The organism is Saccharibacillus deserti (genome assembly GCF_013618475.1).
GTDB classification, from domain to species: Bacteria; Bacillota; Bacilli; order Paenibacillales; family Paenibacillaceae; genus Saccharibacillus; species Saccharibacillus deserti.
The window spans coordinates 1,237,572-1,252,801 of record NZ_JABJVN010000001.1 but is presented as its reverse complement, the minus strand read 5'-3'; the positions used below and the strand labels follow the sequence as shown (position 1 = coordinate 1,252,801).

At 56.7% G+C, this 15,230-nt stretch carries 14 protein-coding genes and 2 pseudogenes; 12 read left to right on the top strand and 4 right to left on the bottom strand.

The features are described from left to right. Positions 1 to 40: 40 nt before the first annotated feature. The 5 genes from HOP44_RS05625 (at position 41) to HOP44_RS05605 (ending at position 5,997) form a co-directional block, all read left to right on the top strand. Positions 41 to 520: a CBS domain-containing protein gene (locus HOP44_RS05625; RefSeq protein WP_172251257.1), complete on the top strand. Its 480-nt coding sequence runs from the start codon at positions 41 to 43 to the stop codon at positions 518 to 520. 307 nt (positions 521 to 827) lie between these two features. Continuing rightward, positions 828 to 1,757, top strand: a complete 930-nt coding sequence (locus tag HOP44_RS05620; protein WP_172251255.1) for an EAL domain-containing protein — start codon at positions 828 to 830, stop codon at positions 1,755 to 1,757. Between the two features lie 39 nt (positions 1,758 to 1,796). After that, positions 1,797 to 2,768 (top strand): GGDEF domain-containing protein, encoded by a 972-nt coding sequence (locus HOP44_RS05615; protein ID WP_246369582.1) that lies wholly within the window; start codon positions 1,797 to 1,799, stop codon positions 2,766 to 2,768. Between the two features lie 189 nt (positions 2,769 to 2,957). Continuing rightward, positions 2,958 to 3,665 (top strand): response regulator transcription factor, encoded by a 708-nt coding sequence (locus tag HOP44_RS05610; protein WP_343059789.1) that lies wholly within the window; start codon positions 2,958 to 2,960, stop codon positions 3,663 to 3,665. Next, positions 3,652 to 5,997, top strand: a complete 2,346-nt coding sequence (locus HOP44_RS05605) for a sensor histidine kinase (RefSeq protein WP_172251249.1) — start codon at positions 3,652 to 3,654, stop codon at positions 5,995 to 5,997. The genes HOP44_RS05610 and HOP44_RS05605 overlap by 14 nt, the downstream gene beginning before the upstream one ends. A 456-nt stretch (positions 5,998 to 6,453) precedes the next feature. Here the strand turns inward: HOP44_RS05605 and HOP44_RS05600 are convergent, their stop codons facing one another. Next, entirely contained in the window at positions 6,454 to 7,386 is a 933-nt protein-coding gene (locus HOP44_RS05600) for a LysR family transcriptional regulator (RefSeq protein ID WP_172251247.1), read from the bottom strand. Between the two features lie 147 nt (positions 7,387 to 7,533). On the opposite strand from HOP44_RS05600, the gene dapA reads away from it, so the two are divergent. From dapA to HOP44_RS23240, 4 genes and pseudogenes are all read left to right on the top strand, one after another. Further along, a complete protein-coding gene (gene dapA, locus HOP44_RS05595) occupies positions 7,534 to 8,433 on the top strand; it encodes a 4-hydroxy-tetrahydrodipicolinate synthase (RefSeq protein WP_172251245.1) in 900 nt (299 codons plus the stop codon). A 211-nt stretch (positions 8,434 to 8,644) separates the two neighbouring features. Continuing rightward, positions 8,645 to 9,221 (top strand): annotated as a pseudogene (locus HOP44_RS05590) (TIM-barrel domain-containing protein). Next, positions 9,208 to 9,360, top strand: coding sequence for a hypothetical protein (locus HOP44_RS05585; protein WP_172251243.1), 153 nt, complete (start codon positions 9,208 to 9,210; stop codon positions 9,358 to 9,360). The pseudogene HOP44_RS05590 and the gene HOP44_RS05585 overlap by 14 nt, the downstream one beginning before the upstream one ends. Positions 9,361 to 9,370: 10 nt before the next feature. Then, positions 9,371 to 9,502: pseudogene (locus tag HOP44_RS23240) on the top strand (glycosyl hydrolase family 95 catalytic domain-containing protein); the annotation flags it as partial. Between the two features lie 25 nt (positions 9,503 to 9,527). On the opposite strand, the gene HOP44_RS05580 reads toward HOP44_RS23240, so the two are convergent. After that, a complete protein-coding gene (locus tag HOP44_RS05580; RefSeq protein WP_172251241.1) occupies positions 9,528 to 10,727 on the bottom strand; it encodes an acyltransferase in 1,200 nt (399 codons plus the stop codon). Between the two features lie 99 nt (positions 10,728 to 10,826). On the opposite strand from HOP44_RS05580, the gene HOP44_RS05575 reads away from it, so the two are divergent. Both HOP44_RS05575 and HOP44_RS05570 read left to right on the top strand, forming a co-directional pair. Beyond that, positions 10,827 to 11,423: a GNAT family N-acetyltransferase gene (locus HOP44_RS05575; protein WP_172251239.1), complete on the top strand. Its 597-nt coding sequence runs from the start codon at positions 10,827 to 10,829 to the stop codon at positions 11,421 to 11,423. Beyond that, positions 11,420 to 11,782, top strand: coding sequence for a winged helix-turn-helix transcriptional regulator (locus tag HOP44_RS05570; protein ID WP_172251237.1), 363 nt, complete (start codon positions 11,420 to 11,422; stop codon positions 11,780 to 11,782). The genes HOP44_RS05575 and HOP44_RS05570 overlap by 4 nt, the downstream gene beginning before the upstream one ends. On the opposite strand, the gene HOP44_RS05565 is transcribed toward HOP44_RS05570, so the two are convergent. Together HOP44_RS05565 and HOP44_RS05560 are read right to left on the bottom strand one after the other, a co-directional pair. Further along, on the bottom strand, positions 11,769 to 12,884 hold the full coding sequence (locus tag HOP44_RS05565; RefSeq protein WP_172251235.1) for an SDR family oxidoreductase: 1,116 nt from the start codon (positions 12,882 to 12,884) through the stop codon (positions 11,769 to 11,771). The two genes, HOP44_RS05570 and HOP44_RS05565, sit on opposite strands and share 14 nt — an antisense overlap. Positions 12,885 to 13,177: 293 nt before the next feature. Next, positions 13,178 to 14,131: a DMT family transporter gene (locus tag HOP44_RS05560; RefSeq protein WP_172251233.1), complete on the bottom strand. Its 954-nt coding sequence runs from the start codon at positions 14,129 to 14,131 to the stop codon at positions 13,178 to 13,180. Positions 14,132 to 14,291: 160 nt separating this feature from the next. Here HOP44_RS05560 and HOP44_RS05555 point away from each other — a divergent pair, with 160 nt between their 5' ends. Further along, positions 14,292 to 15,185, top strand: a complete 894-nt coding sequence (locus HOP44_RS05555; RefSeq protein ID WP_172251231.1) for a LysR family transcriptional regulator — start codon at positions 14,292 to 14,294, stop codon at positions 15,183 to 15,185. The last annotated feature ends 45 nt before the right edge of the window (positions 15,186 to 15,230 follow it).

Here is a 15,230-nt window from a genome sequence, read left to right as displayed (position 1 = left end):
GGCTGTCTGTTCATCCCCATACGGAAAGAGGGAGAATCCAATGAAAGTACGGGATTTTATGATCAAGGATGTGCACACCGTCGATCAGGATTTGCCGGTCTCCGACATTTTGCAGCTGTTCGTCTCGAAACGGATCAATGGAGCTCCGGTTGTCGATGCGGAAGGCCGGTTGACCGGAATGGTCAGCGACGGCGACATTTTGCGCTACATCAACCCTAGCCGGCAGACCGTCTACGACATGTTCAGCTATGTTTTCGTGAATCAGCCGGAAGAGCTGGCCGAAGCGCTGTCCTACAAGGCAGGTACGCCGGCACGCAAAATCATGAAAAAAAACGCGCAGTTCGTTTTGCCGGATCAGGACCTGGAAGAAGCTTTGGGCGTTCTCGCCAGACATCATTTCAAGAAGCTGCCCGTCGTCAATGACAAGAAGCAGGTCGTCGGCGTAATCAGCCGCGGCGATCTGCTCAAGCAAATCGCGATTCGCCTGAACGAACTGAATACGAATCCGGTAGGCAGCTGAGCTTCGTCTGTCCGCGCTTCGGCTTAATACCGCGCAGTCCGCAGGGCCCGTACCCGTTCTTCGTTTCGGCCGGAGAAAAGGTACGGGTCTTTTGTATGGGTCGGGAGAAGGCCGATGTGGGCGAATATGCGAAGAGGTCCCGGGAATCGATTATGCCTGCAGGGTCGCTGGACCCGGAAAACCGTTTCGTTGACACAGGTTTTACATTCCGTTGACGCTTGCTTGGTATCCGGGTGTTACGATAGACGCATAGAGATGTCCGAAGCCCGTTTTAATCTCGATTCTACGCATATTAAGGTGAGTGAACATGAAATTCCCGCTTTTTGCATCCGGTCCGGTCTCGGCCTGGCACGATTTGTTGGACACGGCCCGGTTTTCGGCGCGGATCTACGGTCAATCCAGAGAACTGCATCGGATCGTTCAGGGGCGCAAGCTGTCTACCTTTTTTCAACCGATCCTGAATCTGCAGGATGGCAGCTGTCTCGGCTACGAGGTGCTCAACCGTCCGCCGCTCTCGAAATCGTTTCCCGACACCGAAACGTTCTACGATTATATCGGCCGAAGCAGCCGCGTGTTCGAATTCGAACGCTACTGCCGGGAAACGTCGCTTGAACGGTTCGAGGCGGCGCACCGAAGCTTGTCGACACCGGATGAACAGCCGGGAGAAGTCGTATTTATCAATGTGCATCCCATGATTTTGACGGACGCGGCTTATCGCAGCGGAGAAACGGCCCGTCTGCTCGAACGGCTCGGACTTCCGCCGGAGCGGATCGTGTTCGAACTGACGGAGAAGCAGTCCGTCGGCGACCACGCCGAATTCGAACGGGTGCTGTCGCATTATCGCTCGCAGGGCTTTCGGATCGCTGTGGACGACGCGGGTTCCGGCTACAGCAGTCTGCAGACGATTGTCAGTCTGAAGCCCGAATTTATCAAACTCGACAAGTCGCTTATCCGCGATCTGCATCGGCACCCGGACCGTCAGCGGATGGTGAAGCTGCTGCAGGAGTTCGCGCAGGGCTCGGGTACTTCGATTATTGCCGAAGGCATTGAGACCCGTGCGGAAGCCGAGTTTCTCAGACAGGAAGGCATTCAATTCGGACAGGGCTATGCGCTCGGCCGACCGGATCCCAAGCTTCAACCGGGCCGTTTTCCGGTTGAAGAGACGTTCCTGCCTACACCCGCGGTCAAGAATCCGGTACCGGCCGCCGAAATCAAACCCCGGGGCCGCTTTGCTTGAAGCGGGGTTCGGATCTTGGCATGAGCGAGAAAGGAGACGATGGGGTTGCTTACAAAAATCGGAGAGATCGCGGAAGCGATTCCGGTCGTCGAAGCCCGTACGAAGTGCGAAGCGGTAGACGAACTGTTCAAACGAAATCCCAAGCTTGAAGGACTGGCGATCGCCTGCGAGGACGGTACGAACGCCTTGATGATGCGGGTCCAGTTCTATCAGCAGATCGGCACACGCTACGGGTACACCCTGTTCATGAACCGTCCGGTCGGGGTACTGTCCAATTCCCGTCCGCTTCTGGTCGATGAAAGCGAATTGATTACGGATGTCAGTATCCGGGCCATGAACCGTCCGGAAGAAGAACTGTACGATCTCGTTCTGGTCAGCGGCGGAGGAAGTCTGCGCGGAGCGGTCAGCGTACGTCTTCTGCTGCTGTCGGTCGCGGACGTGCGTACGCAGATCGCGACCTTTATGAATCCGCTCACGGGACTGCCCGGCAACCGGATTATCGAAGACCGGCTGCAGCAGACGCTGGGGCTGGAGTCTTTCAGCGTGCTGTATATCGATCTGGATCAATTCAAATCCTACAATGACGGGTACGGCTTCAAACAGGGCGATCTGCTGCTGCAGGCGACGGCCAATCTGCTCAGCGAAGTCTTCGCGCAGCCGGACAGCTTTTTTGGACATATCGGCGGAGACGACTACATCGCCATCTTGCATCATCACGAGTATGAGGAGACCTGCAGCCGCGCGATCGACGAATTCGAGCGGCTGAAACGGGACTTCTACCGGAGCGAGGACCTGCTGCGCGGATCGGTTACGGGAGAAAACCGCTTCGGCAGCCGGGGATTGATTCCGCTCGTCTCGCTGTCGATTGCCGTAGTGACGAACCGCAGCCGCGCGTACGACAATATCGAAGAGATCGTGGAGGAATCGGCCCGGATCAAGAAACGCTGCAAATCCGTTCAGGGAAGTATCGTCTTCGCGGACGGACAGACGGCAGCAAGTTCCGGATTCTGAGCGCCCGCCGCATCCGCCCGATTCTTGCATCAGCGAACAAGCCGTCCTTTTAAGGGAGCGGCTTTTTTGGCATTTTCGGCAAAAAGAGAAGTTTCTTTCGAATTTCTTTCGTTTTCTCCCGGGAAGTCATAAGGAAACGTTTGGTACGATTGGAGCGTCGATAAGAAAAAGGAACAAAAGAAAGGAGACATCATGGCGTATCGGATACTTGTAGTGGAAGACGACAAAGAAATTCTGGAGGGGGTATCCATTTATTTGCGGAATCAGGGCTATGAAGTTCTGCAGGCCGCCGACGGTGTGGAAGGATTGGCCCGGATCGAGGACGCGGACGAAGTGCATCTGGCGATCGTGGACGTCATGATGCCGCGCATGGACGGGATCGCGATGACGATGAAGCTGCGCGAGAAATACGATTTTCCGGTTATTTTTCTCAGTGCCAAATCGGAAGAGATCGACAAAATCGCCGGGCTCAATATCGGAGGAGACGATTACGTCGCCAAGCCTTTCGCTCCGATGGAGCTGATGGCCCGGATCCATTCGCAGCTGCGCCGGTATGCGCGGTATTTGTCCGTGTTGTCGACCGGAGCGGGAAAAAGCACCCGGCACGCGGTGGGAGGACTGGAACTGGACGAAGAAGCGGTGGATGTGTGCGTGGACGGTATTCCGGTTCGCCTGACGCCGCTCGAATTCAAGATCCTGTCGCTGCTGATCCGGCATCCGGGGCGCGTGTTTCCGGCGGACGAAATCTACGAACGGATCTGGAACGACCGCGCCGTCTCCACAGAGACGATCATGGTCCACATCCGCAATATCCGGGAGAAGATCGAGATCAATCCCAAACATCCGAAGTATCTGAAAGTCGTATGGGGGGTCGGGTATAAAATTGAGAAACAATAAAGAATCCGCTGCAGACAAATTGGAAAAGCTGGAAGAGAAGAAGCCGACGGCATCCAAGACCAAACGCTTGAAGCGCAGGATACCGGGTATCCGGCCCGTGTATATACGAATGGTTCTGCTGGGTCTGGTCGCTTGGTTTGTCCTGCTGCAGTATCCGGCTGTAGAGAGCCGGGTAGATGATTGGATTAAACAGGAAACATCCGATATTTCGATGGGAAGCGGTCTGATTCCCAGCCAATGGACAGATTATATGGAAAAAATGAATTATGCACTGCCGCTTACGCTTGCCCAGCAGAATCTGCCGAAACAGCAAACAAAGCTCGATCCCTCGGACTTGTTCCTGCCGGGAGACTGGAATGCCTATAATTCCCGTACATCTGCTGTGGCTTTTCCGCAGAGCTTCAAGAACCGATTCAACACTCTGATCGAAAGCTGGCAGAGCCAGTTTGCAGAGGGAAACCATGTTTTTCAAATGGATTACGAAGTGATTCATTTGGGGCCGCAGTTGAATTCGATCGGCAGTTCCGAAGCGCTGCATAATTTGGGATTCTCGGACTCTCCGGCCGAGGACTCATCGTTGATGCGAAAATATGCCTTCTATGCGGTCGTAAAGTTTGATGCTGCAGGCACGATGTCGATTCCGGTCTGGTACGGCATGGAGACCGAGTGGCGTGACCGGCTTTTGTTTAATCAGCTTCATCATCGTGTTGTCATTTCGGAGATCGAGAACATATCGCCTTCACTGCCGGATATTTCCGAGTTGAATCCTTCTTTGGAGCGAATCCAGCAGCCTTCGGCGTTTACAATCGTTTATGCGCTGCCTCGGAATGAGTACGGCAACCTGCCCAGAATCGAGCCTTTTTATTACGGCGGAATTCGGGAGTCGGGCTTTTGGCAGATGGCGCTGCTGGCGCTGGGCTCGGCTTTCCTGATCGGGCTGCTGCCTTTGGAATCTGCGCGCCGCACACGGCATGCAGCGACCACAGGCCAGAAAGAAGGAAAGCGGTCCTGGAGAGCCCGGGTACCCAGGCTGCCGTTTGAATTTTGGCTGATCGGTGCCGCGGTGCCTTTGATGATGCACCGGGAATTTTCGATCTGGTCGTACACCATCGGGCAGACCGGCAATCGGCTGCCGGAATGGATGGCGCAGGCTTTGATCTATGGAAGCTGGCTTCTAATTTTGACCTTTTGGTGCGGTCTGGGTTGGTTTCTTATGCTGGCTGCAAGGGACGGTTTTGGACGAATGTTTACCCGCCGCAGTCTGATTGGCCGTCTGTTCGTCCGTCTGCATACGTTCGACCCCTCGGATCGCAGCGATCGTTCACTGATCAAAGCGTTTCTGGTGCATTTTTTTGTCGTCACTGCAATAGCTGTATTAGCCGTGTACATCGGCTATTATGCACTGGCCCCGCTGATTCCTTATATGCTGGCTGTTTTTTACAGAATCAAAACGGACAAAGACCGAATCTTCCGCCATTACGATCAATTGTACGTTTCCGTTCAAAGCATGGCGCGCGGCGATCTTGACCTTCAAATCGAAGGAAATCTGGGATTATTCGATCCGCTCAGAAACGAACTGCAGCGTATCCGCGAAGGGTTCAAGCATGCCGTCGAGGAAGAAACCAAAAGCCAAAAGATGAAAAGCGAGCTGGTAACAAACGTCTCGCACGATCTCAAAACGCCGCTGACCGCGATCGTCACGTATATCAATCTGCTTCAGCAGGCGAATCTGACGGAGGAGGAACGCCGGTCTTATATCGATGTGCTGAGCGGCAAGTCGCAGCGCCTGAACCGGCTGATCGAAGATCTGTTCGAGTACACGCGGGCTTCGAGCGGCAATACCGAGATGACGCCGGTCGATGTGGATCTGGTGGAAATGCTCAAGCAGGCACAAATCGAGCTGGGCGAGCGTCTGGACGAATCCGGTGTGCAGCTGCGCTTCAATCTGCCGGAACGCAAAGTCGTGCTTCCGCTCGACAGCGAGAAGACGTTCCGTATTTTCGAGAACCTTTACCTGAATATCTCAAAATATGCGATGCCCGGTTCCCGCGCCTACGTCGAGCTGACGGAGAATGCAGAAACAGTGAGCATCCACTTCAAAAATGTATCGGCCGCCGAACTGGATTTCAAACCCGACGAGATCATGGAACGGTTCGTGCGGGGAGACCGTGCGCGCAGCGCGGAGGGTTCGGGCCTGGGACTTGCCATTGTAAAAAGCCTGGTCGAACTGCAGGGGGGCACATTCGATATCGAGCTGGACGGCGATTTGTTCAAAGCGACGATTCGCTGGCCCAAAACCGGCTCGAAAGAGAATACGGGGACGGTCGGCTAAGTTGAAGGAGAGGTAGCAGGTCAGGGGGAGAAGCAGGGGAAGTAGAAGTAGAAGTAGAAGTAGAAGTAGAAGTAGAAGTAGAAGTAGAAGTATGTGGTACCTGCGGATCGTCTTCGCGTATCAAGCGAACCTATGTCGCTTGACCACTTTAACGAATCCTCATCACGCTATTTGCTCCAAATCCGCTTAAAACAGGCATAATTGCGACAATAAGAATATGACGATTCGTTAGATGATACAAAAAGTTGAACATCGGCAAATAGCGATAGGAGGATTCGTTACAGATGGAATATGGCGCGTAAAAGAGGGAATGAAAAGAAGCCCAACGTTCCTTTTGGAAAGTTGGGCTTCCTGTTGGGGTTCTCGATAAGTTAAAGGCGGCCTTGGGGCCGTCTTTTTGCATCTTCTTCCGCCACTAACCCCGCCAGATCCGCCGGTCTGCCAACAGGCTGCCGCTCACTTCATCGATACGTCCGCCCCGTTCAGCCGTTCGTTCACCCGCTCCGCGTCTTCGCCGGTCATCAGCCCGATCAGGGTCAGGAGCATTTGGGACATCCACTTTTTGGGATGCAGCAGAATTTGCAGGTGGAAGCGCAGGTCGGGATGCACGAACGGGATGCTGGCGAGCGTGCCGCGGCGCAGTTCTTCTTCGACGGCGATCTGCGGAAGCAGCGCGATGCCGAGACCGTTCATGACGCAGTGTTTGATCGCTTCGAGGCTGCCGAGTTCGAATCCGATCCGGTAAGCGACACCGTGTTCGCGCAGCACTTTCTCGAAAGTGCTGCGGTACAGGCAGCTGCCTTCGGAGACGATCAGCTCGCATCCGCCCAGGTCGTTCAGGCGAATGCTCTCCGCACTTCCGGTCGCGGTCAGCGGATGCCCGGGCGGCGCGACGAGCACAAGCGGTTCTTCGCGCACGGTGAGGCAGCGCAGCGAAGGATCGGCGGGCTTGCGATCGAGCAGGAGGACCAGATCGTATTCGCCTTCTTTCAGCTTGTTGATCAGATTGCTTTCGCTGTCGGGCAGCATCTGGATGGCGATGCCGGGATGCTTGAGCCGAAGCTGCTGCAGATGCGGCGGCAGATAATAGGCGGCCAGCGAATCGATGGTGCCGATGGTGACCGCGCCGTCCAGCTGGTTGCCGATCGCTTCCTTGGATTCGTCGTACAATTCCAGCATTTGCACGGCCAGCTTGAGCAGCGCTTCGCCCGGCTGCGTCAGCCGGAGTTGGCGGCCGTAGCGTTCGAACAGCGTCACGCCGTACTCGCGTTCCAGTTTTTGCATCTGCATGGTGACGCTGGATTGGGCATAACCGAGTTCTTCGGCCGCGCGGGTAAAGCTCTGGCGCCGAGCCACTTCCCGAAAAGTCCGGAGATAGGTCAATTCCATGGGTTTCGCTCCTTTTTATCGTGCCTCTTGGCGATTTATCGTCATTCATCAAAATAATTGATACTTCCCATCACTTATTATAGCTAACGTCGATGAATCTTTCCATGCTACAGTAGAATTAACAAAAGCCTGCTGGGAGGAAATACAATGTTAACCGAACAACAGCTGCACGGCATCTATATGCCGATCATCACACCTTTCTTGCCAAATGGGGAACTCGATCTCGAATCGTTCCACAAATTGTCTTCGTCTCTCGTCGCGCAGGGCATGCACGGTCTGGTCGTGAACGGCACGACCGGCGAATCGCCGACCGTAAGCCCGGAAGAACTGAGCCTGCTGTCCGCTGCCGCCAAGTCCGCGATCGGCGCGGCGAAAATCCCGCTCGTACTCGGGACGGGAACGAACGATACGCGTGCTTCGGTCAAGAAGACCGAACTCGCCGGCAAATTGGGCGCCGATGCCGTGCTGGCCGTCGTTCCTTACTATAACAAGCCTTCGCAGCGCGGCATCATCGAGCATTTCCGCAAGATTGCGGAAGTCGGGCTGCCGGTTATCGTCTACGAAATTCCGGCTCGCACCGGCGTGCGGATGGAGACCGATACGGTACGCACCATTCTGGATATGGATAATATAGCCGCGCTCAAAGACTGCTCCGGCAGCACGGAACTGCTGCGGGGGCTGCGGGCTTCCGGTCCCGTCAAGCCGTTCCTGTGCGGCGACGACGCCCGGCTGCTGGAATTCCTCGAAGCCGGAGCGGCGGGCGGGATGTCCGCTTCGGCGCATGTTCGCCCGGAAGCGTTCCTGAACCTGTACCGGAACTTCCGGTCGGGCCGGCTGGACGAAGCGCGCGCCGGCTTCGAAGAACTGCTGCCGTTGATCGGCCTGCTGTTCGAAGAGCCGAACCCGGCGCCGATCAAATGGATGCTGGCCGAGCTCGGACAGATCGCGCACGGCACGCTGCGGCTGCCGATGGTCACGATCGGCGAAGAGCTGCAGCGCAAGCTGCTGCACGCGGGCGTTCTTCCGGGCGATGCGCTCGCGATGTAAGATTTTCGGATGACAGGCTTTGTCTTTTGGAATAGACAGTCCGGTGCACGGCGGCATGCACCGGGCTGTCTTTTTGCATTGACAAAACCGCCGAATCGTCTTTATTGTTTGAAAGCGGAAACCATGGACTCCAAATGAGAACGCTTACTCGGCGGATTCCGTATCCAACCAATCCAATATAGACGGGAATCTGGCGGAGGCGCTGCATGCGATGAACGTCAAATGGATGGTCTCGATCTGGCCGAATATAAGCGCGGGCGGGGACAATCACCGGGAAATGGGCGAAAACGGATTTTTGCTCGGAAACGGATCGACCTACGACGCTTTTGACGAAGAAGCCCGAAAGCTGTGCTGGAAGCAGATCCGGGAAGAACTGTTCGCCCAAGGGGGCGATGCCTGGTGGGCAGCGGGAGGAGAGCGAAGACAAGCGGGTCGTGAATCTGACCCGCTCCGCTTACGGCGGCCAGCATCGTTACGCCGCGATCACATGGTCCGGAGACACGTCCGCCAACTGGGAGACGCTGCGCAGCCAGATCGCGGACGGACTCAATTTCTGCTTGACCGGCTCGCCTTATTGGACGCTGGATATCGGTGCTTATTTTGTCCGCAATGATCCCGCGCTCCGGTTCTGGAACGGCGATTACGAACAGGGCAGCGAGGACTTTGGGTATCGCGAGCTGTATGTGCGCTGGTTCCAGCTCGGCGCGTTCCTGCCGATGTTCCGTGCGCACGGAACCGACACGCCGAGAGAAATCCGGCAGTTCGGAAGCCCGGGTGGGTCGTTATGAAGGGATGAACGATTCCCGTCCGTTTCTGGTGCGGATCGTAGGCCGAAGCGGTTCCCGGACCGTCGACTACACCGGCGATGCTGTCGTGATCGCCGGTCAAGACAGACCGATCGGCACCGCCGGGGAGGAGCGCCGATGACGAACGCGGCCTGAGTGACGGCGAGCAGGCTTACGCCAACGTCAGGGCTCTGCTTGCAAAGTCCACGCTTCCCAATCTGTTCGACAATCATCCTCCGTTCCAGATCGACGGGAATTTCGGAGGCGCGGCCGGGAAGCCTGAAGCCGAAAAAGGAGAGCCGCGCGGGATCAGCGGCTCTCCTTTTTGCTGCCTGCACCGCCGGTCAACCAACGCCCGCCCGGCAGGCGCGACAGTCCCGCGCACAGCAGCAGCGAAGCGGCGGCGACGACCAGCGCGGTGAACACGGCGGCGATCGAATGATAGCCGGTCAGCGTGAGGTCACGGGTACGATTGGCAATCAGCATCAGCAGCATCGCGTGGGCCAGATACGCGCCAAACGAATATTTCCCGCACAGCAGCAGCATCTTTTTCCACCAACCGCCGTTTTTGTCCAGCAGCAGCGCCCAGCCGTAGATCATCAGAATCTGTACCGTTACGGCGATAAAGCTGGTGGGCTTCAGATAGGTGGACACGTTGAGATTGATCTGTTCGCCCGAGAAGCGCAGCAGATCGGCGTTCATCCATACGTACATCGCGATAAAAGCCGGCGTGCTCCAAGGCAGAAGTTTGAGCGTCAGCGCACGAAACCGCTCGATATGGGCTCCGCAGATCCCGCCGAGTACGAAATAGAACAGATAATACGGGAATTCGTAAGTGCGGTACTGAAGCAGCGTGTGCCACAGTCCGTCCGTCTGCCAGAGCGGCATCCGGTAATAGGACAGGTACATGAGCCATCCGTAGGCCATCGCCAGAAGAAGCATCAGCAGCAGCATCCGGCGTGTGCGGGAAGTTTCGGTACTCCCGGCTCCCGTCCAGCTTCCCAGCCCTTGCGCCGCGGTGCGAAACAGCGGGAAGAGCAGATAGAACTGGAAGATCATCACGACAAACCACAGATGATAGCCGTAAGTAGGCGCGACGAACTGCTGAAGCAGATGGGGCAGATCGCCCGCTTGAAACCAAACTTCGCCCGACAGGGCTTTTACGACAATCCAGTACAGCAGCGTCCAGCAGGCGAACGGAACATAGATGTCGCCGATTCTTTTGAGCAGAACCGGACCATATCTTCTGCTCGAACGTCCGTATTGGTAGAAAAGGATAGCGCCGGCGAGAAAAACGAAGGTGAGCGTGCCATAGCGGATAAAATGGTACAGCAGACCCAGCGTTACGGCATCCGGGTACCGAATATCGCTGCGGTAAATGTATTCGCCGAGGCTGTGCTGCAAAGCGATCGCGAGAAAAGACAGCCCGCGCAGCAGTCCCCATTCCCCCACACGTTCGCGCGACGCGCGCGGTTCGGCCGGAGGCAGCGGCGCAGAGATAGCAGACATTGGAAAGTCACTCCTTTTTCTGAAATGGGTTGGCAATCAAGCGGCCTTATTATTATACTCACTCTATATGCGGGTAGAATCAAATCGAGGAGGTACAAGATGAAAAACAGGGATTTTACACGAAAACCGGTGCTGAACGGAGTTAAAACGATTCTGCGTCCTTTTGAAGAAGGCGACGGAGAACAAATGGTAGCCATTCTGGAAGAACTTGAAGTCCGGCGTCTGACGGGTTCGGCCTTAAACGACGAAGAAGCGCGCAAATCTTCGACCCTGGAAGAGGCGGAGCATATCCGGGTATGGTATGCCACGCGCAACGCGTCGAACGACCGGCTGGACCTGGCGATCACGGACCGTGAAACCGGAGCTTTGATCGGCGAAGCTGTATTCAACGAATATGATGAAAATACGGGCAATGTAAACTTTCGAATTCTGATCGGCGCGGCGGGTCAGGGGCGGGGCATCGGCTCGGAAGCGATCGCTTTGTTCGTACGGTACGGTTTCGAGGAATTGGATCTCCACCGAATCGGACTGGAGGTCTACAGCTTCAACCCGAGAGCCGAGCGAACCTATGTCAAAAACGGCTTCGTGCTCGAAGGCGTCAAACGCGAAGAATTCGCCTACAACGGCGAATATATCGATTCCAAGGTATACGGCATGCTGCGCAGCGATTACGACAGCCGGACACTGCGCCCGTGAGCGAACCGCCCAAAGTGTACAATACGGCCGTTGAAGCGACACTCGAAGTGATCGGCGGCAAATGGAAACCCGTCATTTTGTTTCTGCTGACATTCGGCAAAAAGCGCAACGGCGAGCTGCTGCGGATGCTGCCGGCGGTGACGCAGAAAGTGCTGACCCAGCAGCTCAAGGAACTTGAAAAGGACGGTGTGATCGTGAGAATTTCCCACAACACCGTCCCTCCCAAAGTCGAATACGAATTGTCCGAATACGGCTGGAGTCTCAAAGAAATCCTGCATGCGATGTGCCGATGGGGAGAGGCGCATATCGAGCGGACTTACGGCCCGGAAGCGGCGGAGAAGCGTCTCAGGAAGGAATGACCCTGCGGCGGCGCAGATCGTCGAAGATCTCCATAAACATACGCTCGGTATCGACGAACTCATGCCAGCCGAGCCGCCGGGCTTTGCCGCCGTCCGCGAAGAAGTCGTAATCCCAGCCGAACACGAAATCGCCGAAAGCCCACGAAGACACTTCCGCGTAAGCATGCGGTGCCAGGCCGTGTTTGGCAGCCATGTCGTTCCATAGGCTTTCTTTGCCCTGCATCACGTCCTTCAGCGGCATCGGCAGCGGCGGAGCCGTCTCCAATTCGAAATAAGCGGCGATCTTCGGCCACATTTCGCTCCAGCGAAACAGGTCGCCGTTGTTGATATTGAACGCCTGATTGGCGCAGCGTTCGTCGGTCGCGGCCCAAACGGTTGCCCGGGCGAGCAGTCCGGCGTCGGTCATCTCCAGCAGGCTGTGGTAAGCGCCGGGCTTGCCGGGAAAACGCAGCGGAAGCCCGAGTTCTTTGGATAACGACGCATAAACCGCGATGACCATCGCCAGATTCATGGGATTGCCGAGCGCGAAGCCGCACACGACGGAAGGACGCAGCGCGGACCAGGTCCAGCTGCTGCCGATTTGGCGGCGCTCCAGAAACTGCTGTTGGTCGACGTTGAATTCCGGAGGCATATGGAAAGCGTCGCTTTCTCTGGCGGGCGTCTTGAACGGTCCCAAATGCGCACCGTATACTTTATAGCCCTGCATCAAGCTGATATGGCGCAGGTTAGCGGCAATCGGTTCCAGCGCATCCACGACGTTGACCAGCATCGCCAGATTGGGCGCAACCAGCTCGGCCCAAGTTTCCCGTTCCTGATAAGCGGCGTAGAAAATATGCGTAACCTGCGGCAGCCCGGCAAGGGCTTGGAGGGTGCTCTCTTTATCCAGCAGATCGGCCGAAATATAGCGGATGTCCTCCGAAGAATGACCGCCCCGGCGCGAGACGCCGATTACGGTCCAATCGGGCAGCGAGATCAGGTGATCCGCCAGATTGCGTCCGATCACCCCGTTAACTCCGACAATCAAAGCGACTTTCGGTTCGGCGGGCAGGGTCGATTCGTCCGGTTCGATCTGCAGGGATGAGACAGGGTTGGATACATTCATGGATATTCGCTCCTTTTTGGGGGATGGATCTGTTTGCGTTCCGCTTTAGTGTGCGGCCGGAAGGGCGGCGCGAACAGTACGCACTTTGAAGTTCTATAGGCACTTCAAAGTCAGATATGCGGCGCGTAAGGCGAAATTGATGGGCGCGGCGCGGAGAAAAGATTTCCAGGGGGCCGCGAAAAACCGTCGCCCGCACGAAAAAGCCCGTTCCGGCAAGCTGCCGAAACGGGCTTTTCATGGTTGTATGGAAGAGATCGGAATAGAGCGAACAGGGGAAGGCCGACCGGCCGGGATTACGCGCCGGCTTCCGTCCGAAGACCGCGGTCTTTGGCGCGGGATCTTGAACGGCTTCCCGGAATACGCGGCGGGCGGGGCAGCGAACGGGCCGGAGCGGATTTGAGCCCCGATACCATGACGCCTCCAAGAATGAGGAGGGCGCCCAGATACCCCTGCGTGCCGAGCATCTCGCCCAGGAACACGAAGCCGAACAAAGCGGCGAAGACCGGTTCCAGCGAGAACAGCACGCCGATTCGTTCGGGCGTCGTATGTTTCTGCGCGACGGTCTGCATCACGAACCCGAATGCGCTGCAGATCACCGCAAGACCGATGACGGCGGTCCACTGCGAAGCGCCCTGAGGGATCGAAGGCGTCTCGAAGCCCAGTCCCAAAATCAATCCGAACAATCCGGTGAATCCGAGCTGAAGCACGCCCAGCGTCAGGCCGTCGGCACGTTTGGCGAACCGGTTCGTCAGAATGATATGCACGGCGTAGACGAATGCCCCGAGCAGGCAGAGCAGCGATCCGCTCTCGAACGTCAACGAATGCTGCAGGGTCAGCAGCGCGATACCGCCCATCGTCAGCACGATGCCTGCGGTCATGGCAAGACTCGGCCGCCGGCGGGTGATCGCGAGCTGGATCATCGGCACGAAGACGACCATGGCGCTGGTCAGGAAACCGGCCGATGACGCGGTCGTCGTCTCAAGTCCCGTAATGAGCAGCGCCAGCATGGCGAACAGCACGAAGCCCAGCACCGCGGCACAGCCCACCATCTTCAGGTCGGCCAGCCTTATTCGGCGCCAGAACAGCGGCGCCGTCAGCGCGAAGGCCAATAGGAACCGCCAGGCGATCAGCATGAACGGTTCCATCCCGTCGAGGCCCAATTTCATCAGCAAATAGGACGAGCCCCAGGCCGCCGAGACCAGGGCGATCGACAGATCGGCCGTTTTTTTCGTCATGTGCATCTTCATTCTTTTCGTCATCCTTTTCCGGTCGCATAGAGTTTGGAGAACCTGCATAAAAATCCGTTGATTTTTTGCCTTTCTCAGTATAAGTTGAAGAAAAGCATGAGCAAAGCGAATGTTTTTCATGGTTAACATGAACAATTTTAATGATGGAAAGAGGGCCAGGATGTCCACGCAGAAATACGAAGCTTTTCTCAAAACGCTTGAGACCGGAAGCCTGACCAAAGCCGCGGCCTCGCTCGGTTATACGCAGTCCAGTATCAGCCATATGCTGAACGCGCTGGAAAAAGAATGGCGGCTGACCCTGCTGATCCGGGACCGCTCCGGCATCCGCCTGACGTCGGACGGGCAGCGTCTGCTGCCTTATATCCGCCAGGTCGTCCAGGCGCATCGGGAACTGATCGACGAGACGGCGAATCTGCGCGGGCTTCGTTCGGGATTGATCCGCCTCGCCACGTTTACAAGTGCCGCCGTCAACTGGCTGCCGGGACTGGTCCAGACGTTCCAGCAGCAGTATCCGGGCGTCGACTTCGAACTGCTCCACGGTCATTACAGCGATATCGAGAATTGGCTCGACACCGGTCAGGCCGACTGCGGCTTTCAGCGCCTGCCCGTGCGGACGGACTTTGAGAGCCGATTTCTGATGCAGGATCGCCTGGTTGTGATTCTGCCCGAGAATCATCCGCTGGCGGACCTGGAACGGTTCCCGGTCGAGATGCTTGGCGAAGAGCCTTTTCTGCTGCTGGAAGAAGGCACGGTCAACGAGATTCGGGATATCTTCGAGCTGCACGGCATCCATCCGAAAGTACGTTTTACCGCACGCGACGATTACGCGATTATCTCCATGGTCGAGAGCGGCCTTGGAATCAGTATTCTCCCGGAACTTGTGCTGAACCGGACCCCGTACCGCGTTGTGCAAAAAGAACTGAGCGTTCCCGCCTATCGCCGGCTCGGAATCTGCCTCAAAAGCGGCGAACACGCTTCGCCCGCGCTGCGCAGGTTTCTGGAACATGTCGAGGCTTACCCGGCTTTTCGGGCAGGGCGGACGGAAACCGTATAGGCGCAAAAATCCGGCAGCAGGCACACATCCCGGTTTTTTGCGGCG

What these genes read in the sequence shown, in the direction of transcription:
- HOP44_RS05625 (WP_172251257.1), top strand. Translation starts at nt 41, where the DNA reads ATGAAAGTACGGGATTTTATGATCAAGGATGTGCACACCGTCGATCAG.
- HOP44_RS05620 (WP_172251255.1), top strand. Translation starts at nt 828, where the DNA reads ATGAAATTCCCGCTTTTTGCATCCGGTCCGGTCTCGGCCTGGCACGAT.
- HOP44_RS05615 (WP_246369582.1), top strand. Translation starts at nt 1,797, where the DNA reads ATGGGGTTGCTTACAAAAATCGGAGAGATCGCGGAAGCGATTCCGGTC.
- HOP44_RS05600 (WP_172251247.1), bottom strand. Translation starts at nt 7,386, where the DNA reads ATGGAATTGACCTATCTCCGGACTTTTCGGGAAGTGGCTCGGCGCCAG.
- dapA (WP_172251245.1), top strand. Translation starts at nt 7,534, where the DNA reads ATGTTAACCGAACAACAGCTGCACGGCATCTATATGCCGATCATCACA.
- HOP44_RS05580 (WP_172251241.1), bottom strand. Translation starts at nt 10,727, where the DNA reads ATGTCTGCTATCTCTGCGCCGCTGCCTCCGGCCGAACCGCGCGCGTCG.
- HOP44_RS05575 (WP_172251239.1), top strand. Translation starts at nt 10,827, where the DNA reads ATGAAAAACAGGGATTTTACACGAAAACCGGTGCTGAACGGAGTTAAA.
- HOP44_RS05565 (WP_172251235.1), bottom strand. Translation starts at nt 12,884, where the DNA reads ATGAATGTATCCAACCCTGTCTCATCCCTGCAGATCGAACCGGACGAA.
- HOP44_RS05560 (WP_172251233.1), bottom strand. Translation starts at nt 14,131, where the DNA reads ATGAAGATGCACATGACGAAAAAAACGGCCGATCTGTCGATCGCCCTG.
- HOP44_RS05555 (WP_172251231.1), top strand. Translation starts at nt 14,292, where the DNA reads ATGTCCACGCAGAAATACGAAGCTTTTCTCAAAACGCTTGAGACCGGA.